The following is a 6,968-nucleotide window of genomic DNA, read 5'->3' as shown; positions in this document are numbered from 1 at the left end:
TACTATGGTATGAATTTTCTCAGGCTGACAATTTTCAAAATTAGCCTTGCTACCATAATCTACTGTGACTTGAGTTTTGATATCTACGCCTAATTTATCAGGATTTTTAAGTGCATAATCATAAACTCTATCACAAATCATTCTAGCGTATGTGATTGCTGCTGGCATAAGATTGCTTGTTTCATTAGAAGCAAAACCAAACATAATCCCTTGGTCCCCAGCGCCGATCTCGCCGCTGCTTTGATCTACTCCTTGATTTATATCTGGGCTTTGTTGATTTAAAAATACATCTACTTCAATATCATCTGGGTGAAGACATTGGGCTTTGCTAAAATGTGGATTACCGTTATAGCCTATCTTTGCCAAGGCTGATTTTACTATGGTTCTATACTCGTGATGACTTAAATTTACACTTGAGTTGACTTCGCCGCCAATTACAATATGCTTTCCAGCGACAAAAACCTCGCTAGCTACTCTTGCTTTTGAATCTTGTGATAGTATTGCATCAACAATGCTATCAGCTATGATATCAGCGCACTTATCTGGATGTCCTGGGCTTACAACTTCACTTGTAAATAGATACATATTTTTCCTTACTATACTTGATTTTTGGGCGCAATTCTAGCATAATTTTGTAAATTATATATTAATTTTATACCCTAAATTTAATAGTAGCAATGATTTGGATATCTTTTTAATAAGGTTAATCTATATTCAAATAATTAACAATATAAATAATATGACAAATATAAAATAATTTGTAGCTTATTATATTTAGAACAACATAAAATTAAGTTAAAAATTTAGTGTATTTTTTAAGGTTTTATAAAGCCAAATTTAATTGAATTTCAAATATAATATTAGCTTTTATTAATTCAAAAGGATTTTAATGATTAGACATATTACTCAGCGATATAAAGACGGAAATTTGATAATTCAAATTTTAGTTGGTATTGTTCTTGGTGGAGCTTTAGGATTTATGGCTCATAGTGGCAATGTATTTGCTTCGAATTTAACCGATTTTGCAGCTATTTTAGGTTCTCTTTTTGTAGGTGCGCTAAAAGCTGTGGCACCTGTTTTGGTATTTGTACTAGTAAGTGCCTCTATAGTGCTTAAAGAATTTGGCCGTGCTAATGGAATGAAAAATATAATAGTATTATATCTAATTGGTACATTTTTAGCCTCTTTAGCTGCTGTGTGTGTTAGTTTTATCTTTCCTACTTCTTTAGTACTACAAAATACATCAGTAGCTATGAGTGCAGCACCTAGTAATATAGCAGTGGTATTAAAAGATTTAGTATATAAGATTGTAGATAATCCTTTAAATGCTATTGCAACTGGTAATTATATTGGTATTTTAGCTTGGGCTATTGCAACTGGTTTAGCTCTTAGACATTGTAGCAATGAGACAAAAAAAGTATTTAAAGATATTAGTGAAGCAATTACAAGAGTAGTTAAATTTGTTATCCGTCTTGCTCCATTTGGCATATTTGGTCTTGTAAGTATTAGCGTGGCTCAGACTGGATTTGCCGCACTTGGTGGGTATGCAAAACTTTTATTGGTACTTGTGGGGACTATGCTGTTTGTTGCTTTTGTAATAAATGCTATTATCGCTTTTGTAGTAACTAAAAAAAATCCATATCCACTTATAATGACATGCATAAAAGAGAGTGCTATTACGGCGTTTTTTACCAGAAGTAGTGCTGCAAATATTCCTGTAAATATGAATTTATGTAAAAAATTAGAACTAAATGAAGATCTATACTCTATCTCTATACCTCTTGGAGCTACTATCAATATGGCTGGTGCAGCTGTTACTATAGCTGTACTTTCTCTTAGTGCAGTTTATACCTTAGGGATTGAAGTTGGATTTTGGAATGCCTTATTGCTTAGCATTATAGCAGCAATTGGCGCATGCGGTGCTAGTGGAGTAGCTGGCGGTTCGCTTATGCTTATACCTCTTGCGTGTTCTTTATTTGGAATTAGTAATGATATAGCTATGCAAGTTGTAGCCATAGGATTTATTATTGGTGTAATTCAAGACTCGGTAGAGACTGCATTAAATAGCTCTACAGATGTTTTATTTACTGCTATTATATCAAACAATACTAAGGAGATATGATTATGATATGGGATCTATCTAAATTTTTTGCTAGTAGTGATGAGCTAGATACATTTTGTTTAAATTTACAAAAAAATGCTAATGAATTTAATGCTAAATTTAGTAAAAATCTAAATTTATTAAGTCCTAGTGAATTTGAAAATGCTATAAATGAGTATGAACAAATTTTAGCTAATATTGGCAAGATTATGAGCTATGCGTATCTAACATTTGCTAAAGATACAAGCCAAGGGGCATTTTTAGCTAAATATGAAGAGATTTGTACTAAGATCGAAGAGCAAATTCTATTTTTTGAGATTGAATTTAATGAACTTAGCGATAATTTACAAAATAAATTTATAGAAAATAGTACCAAATTTAGCTATTACTTACAAAATCTAGCTAAAAATAAAACCCATCAGTTAAGTTTTTTAGAGGAGAGAATTCTGCTAAGAACTGCAAATACTGGAGCTAGTGCATTTAGTAGATTATTTGATGAGAGTATGGCTAGAGCTAGATTTGAATTTCGTGGGCAAAGCTTAAAAGAAGAAGAGATTTTATCTAAACTTAGTAGCGATGATAGAAGCATTAGAAAAGATGCTGCATACTCACTAAGCAAAGGTCTAGAGCCGATGCAACACCTGCTAACTTATATCTATAATATGATTAAAACAGATCTAAAAAATAGTTGTGAATTGCGTGGATATGAATTTGGTGAGTCTAGTAGACACTTAAGCAATCAAATAGAAAAGCCAAGCGTAGATGCACTTATAAAAGCTAGTGAAAATAGCTTTGATCTAGTAGCGAAATTTTATAATAAAAAGCGTGATATTTTAGGCTTTAATGAGCTATATGACTATGATAGATATGCTCCTTTAGGTGGCGATGAGCAGATAAGTTATGAAGAGGCTAAGAAGATTGTAATTGATGCCTTTAATAGCTTTAGTCCACTTTTTGGAGATTTGGCAAAAAGAGCTTTTAATGAAAATTGGTGTGATGTTTATCCAGATAAAAACAAACAAGCTGGAGCCTTTTCCCACTCTGCTAGTAGCGATGTGCATCCATTTGTACTGCTAAATTTCACAGGTAGAAGGCGTGATCTTTTTACTTTAGCACATGAATTAGGACATAGTATTCATCAATACTTAAGCTATAGCGTAGGATATCTAAGCTCCCATACCCCACTTACAACAGCTGAGACAGCCTCAGTATTTTGCGAAATGCTAGTATTTGAATATGTCAAAAATAATCTACCAAAAGAGCAAAGAACTGCCCTACTAGCTAGCAAGATTGAAGATATATTTGCCACGCTTTATAGACAGATTAATTTTACTACTTTTGAAAGACGAGTACATGAGTTTGATGGCGAAATAAGTAGCGATGAATTAAATAGAATTTGGCTTGAAGAGTCTAAAAAGATGTTTGGCGATTCGCTAATTTTAAATGATTATTATAAAATTTGGTGGAGTTATATACCCCATTTTATACATTCGCCATTTTATTGCTATGCGTACTCATATGCTCAGCTTTTAGTACTTGCGCTTTTTGGGTTATATAAGAGCGGCAAATGCACAAATTTTACAGAAATTTATACAAAATTTTTAAGTTTAGGTGGAAGTAAAAGTCCAAAAGAGCTTGTAGAAATGTTTGGTTTTGATATTAGTGATGAGGAATTTTGGAGTGTAGGAATTGCTCAAGTAGCAAATTTAGTCGATGAGTTTATAAAAGGAGAGTAGTAATGCTTGAAAAACTCTTAAATGATAGTGAGTTTGCATCTATGATGCATAGAAATGTTTATGATTTACTAAATTTGCTAATGCAAAAAAATACTCAATTTGATATATTAGTTAGCACAAAATTTGTTAGTTTTACTCCAGAACTACCTCAAGAGATTAAGGCCAACTTTAATCCATCTGTTATTTTATTTAGTCTAGCTGGATATTCGCTAAGTAGCGTTGAAATTAGTAAAGATGAGATAAAATTTGAAGCCGGATTTGGGCCAGATAATTTTGCTAGCGTAGTAAGCATACCAATTGGTGCTATTATTAGAATTAGTATAGATGAAAATCCGATTTTGATAAATTTTGCTACATTTAGTCCGAGCGATCCTAAAACTAAACAGGAACGCTCAAAACAAATATTCTTAAATAATCCTAAAAATAGAGATATTTTTAAAGGTCAATAGTCACCTTGCTCATCTTTTCTAGTATGGACTCATTTTCTTTGAGTCCAGCTATAAATACCGGTCTAGTGATTTTAACACCTTCAATTTCTACTTGAAATAGCGTTCCATTTGCAATTAACTTTTTAACTAAAAATTTAGGTAAAAATGCTACATACTCTTTAGATTTATTATTTAACATTGCATATTTTGTAGCAATAGCACCATCTAGCGTATAAACAGTATGTAAATCATCGTAATTTACTCCAAATTGCTCAAAATATCCCTTTAAAAATGACTTTGTCCTATCGGTGATAAAGTTAAATTCGCTTAAATTTGCTGGGGTTATTTTTTGATTTGGAACTTTATTAGATACTAAAATTATTTCATATTCAAATAGCTTTTTAAATATTAAATGATCATTATATAATCTCTCTTGAGTCATTATAATATCACATCTTTTATCTACTAAACTTGAGACTAAATCATTATTTGTATCAGTAATTTTAACATCTAAATCGCTATTTATAACATCACAAATTTTATCTAGCATAAAAGGTAAAATTGCATGAGAGATAAGTAAATTTGTAGCTACTGAGATTTTAAATTTCTCATCTTTTATCCTATGGGCTTCCTCTTTAAATCTAAACATTGCTCCTTCAAATTTAAGACATAATTTATAAAATCTATCCCCCTCTTTTGTTAAAACAATCCCATTTTTACGCCTAACTAAAAGCGTAGTTTGCAACATTTCTTCAAGTTTTTTAATCTGTAAAGTAACAGCAGGTTGAGACAAGCCTAAATTTGCCGAAGCTTTTGAAAAACTTTTTTCCTTAACAATTGTCATAAATGTATATATCTTATTAAAATCTATCAAAACAACCCCTTTAGTAAATTTACTTTTTCAATTTTATTAATTTAATCCTTAAACTAGATTTTAATTTTATATAATTTTTACTTATATTAATATTTAATAATTGATCTGTAACTTTTTGTAACACGTATTATTATTAAGTTAAAATTTGATATAATCTTAGTTTTATTAACAAAAAAGAGTAATTTATGAACAATTTATTAAATTCACTTAATGAAAATCAAAAAATAGCCGCCACTCATATAGATGGCCCAATGCTAATCTTAGCTGGAGCTGGAAGCGGTAAAACAAAAACCATAACTTCGCGTCTAGCCTATTTAATAAGTGAAGTTGGCATAGATCCACTAAACACTCTTACGCTTACATTTACTAATAAAGCAGCCACTACTATGAAACAGCGTGCTATGGCTATGCTTGGCAATTATAATACAAATCCTTTACTTTGCACATTTCATAAATTTGGCCTATTATTTTTAAAATTTCATATAAATGAACTAGATAGAAGCAATAACTTTATAATAATTGATACTGATGATAAAAAAAAGATTATAAAAGAGATAGAGAGCGAAGTCCAAACTGCTATAATAGCAAATGAGATCTCAAAATATAAAAATATGCTTTTAAGCGTTGAAGCTGTAATGGATAACTCTAAACTAGATACACAATACTCAAAGACAAATTATGAAAAAATAGCTAAAGCTTATAAGCTATATGAGGAGTATCTAAAGAGTAATAATTTAGTTGATTTTGATGATCTTTTATGCTTAACATATAATATTTTAGCTAATAACCCTACTTTAAGTAGTCAAATTTCAGATAGATACAAATATATAATGGTTGATGAGTATCAAGATACTAATGATTTACAATACAAGTTACTTCGCCAGCTATGTTATAATCACCAAAACTTAGTAGTAGTAGGAGATGATGATCAAAGTATATATGGTTGGAGAGGCGCAAGAATAGAAAATATATTAAATTTTAAAGATCAATTCAATGATGTTAAATTAATTAAATTAGAGACTAATTATCGCTCTACCCCTTCAATATTAAAAGCAGCCAATGAGCTAATAGATCACAATCGCTCAAGACTTGGTAAAAATCTAGTAAGCCAACTACCAGATGAAAATCCTATAGAAATTTTAGAACATAACGATGAAAATGTAGAAGCTAAAAATATCGCCGCAAAGATAAATAAACTTCTTGCAAATGGCGTATCAGCTAGTCAAATTGCAATTTTATACAGAGTCAATGCACTATCAAGAAGTTTAGAAGATGGGTTAAATAAGGCTAGAATTCCATATAAAATGGTTGGTGGGGTTAAATTCTATGAAAGAGCTGAGATAAAAGATATTATAAGTTATCTAAGGCTGATTTTAAATCCAAATGATGATTTTTCACTTACTCGTATTATCAATCGTCCAAAACGAGGTCTAGGCAAGATAAGCTTAGCAAAACTAGAAAAATTTGCCTTTGATAGTAAAACTTCGTTATATAATGCAATATACATAGCGAGTGAAGATGTATTAAGCAAAAAACTAAGCCAAACATTAATAGAGCTAGCAAACAATATAAAAGAGCTTTCTACTCTAGCCCCATATGATTTAATAAGCAGATTTGATTCTACATTTGGGATTAAAGAATATTATAATAGCTTACCAGATGGCACTGAGAGAGTAATTAATATAGATGAGTTTTATGCACTACTAAAAGATCATATATTAAACACTCCTGAATTTGATTTAGAAGAGTTTTTAAATGAGCTTGCGCTTGAGAGTGAACAAGATAGAATTAGCGATGATGCTATATCTATAATGAGCGTACATGCAAGT

The 6,968-nt window shown here is 30.7% G+C and carries 6 protein-coding genes; 4 read left to right on the top strand and 2 right to left on the bottom strand.

Annotated features, from left to right (window positions below; genetic code table 11):
* On the bottom strand, positions 1–585 hold a 585-nt coding region (locus tag J6V67_RS07400), incomplete at its 3' end, for an S-adenosylmethionine synthetase N-terminal domain-containing protein (RefSeq protein ID WP_291860907.1).
* Positions 586–889: 304 nt separating this feature from the next.
* On the opposite strand from J6V67_RS07400, the gene sstT reads away from it, so the two are divergent.
* From sstT to J6V67_RS07385, 3 genes are read left to right on the top strand one after another with little or no spacing between them, the layout of a single operon-like run.
* Complete coding sequence (gene sstT / locus J6V67_RS07395; protein WP_291860904.1) at positions 890–2,122, top strand: serine/threonine transporter SstT; 1,233 nt, start codon at positions 890–892, stop codon at positions 2,120–2,122.
* Positions 2,122–3,837 (top strand): M3 family oligoendopeptidase, encoded by a 1,716-nt coding sequence (locus J6V67_RS07390; protein ID WP_291860910.1) that lies wholly within the window; start codon positions 2,122–2,124, stop codon positions 3,835–3,837. Before sstT ends, J6V67_RS07390 begins: the two co-directional genes overlap by 1 nt.
* A gap of 2 nt (positions 3,838–3,839) precedes the next feature.
* The gene (locus tag J6V67_RS07385; protein ID WP_291860902.1) at positions 3,840–4,286 is read left to right on the top strand and encodes a hypothetical protein; all 447 of its coding nucleotides are present in this window, start codon (positions 3,840–3,842) and stop codon (positions 4,284–4,286) included.
* On the opposite strand, the gene J6V67_RS07380 is transcribed toward J6V67_RS07385, so the two are convergent.
* Positions 4,273–5,139, bottom strand: a complete 867-nt coding sequence (locus tag J6V67_RS07380; RefSeq protein ID WP_291860901.1) for a LysR family transcriptional regulator — start codon at positions 5,137–5,139, stop codon at positions 4,273–4,275. The genes J6V67_RS07385 and J6V67_RS07380 overlap by 14 nt on opposite strands.
* 185 nt (positions 5,140–5,324) lie before the next feature.
* On the opposite strand from J6V67_RS07380, the gene J6V67_RS07375 reads away from it, so the two are divergent.
* Positions 5,325–6,968: ATP-dependent helicase (locus J6V67_RS07375; protein ID WP_291860899.1), on the top strand; the 1,644-nt coding region annotated here is incomplete at its 3' end.

This window comes from Campylobacter sp., from assembly GCF_017646085.1.
In the GTDB taxonomy this organism is placed as follows: Bacteria; Campylobacterota; Campylobacteria; order Campylobacterales; family Campylobacteraceae; genus Campylobacter.
Note: the sequence above shows the minus strand (reverse complement) of the source record. Positions and strands in the feature narration are given on the sequence as shown.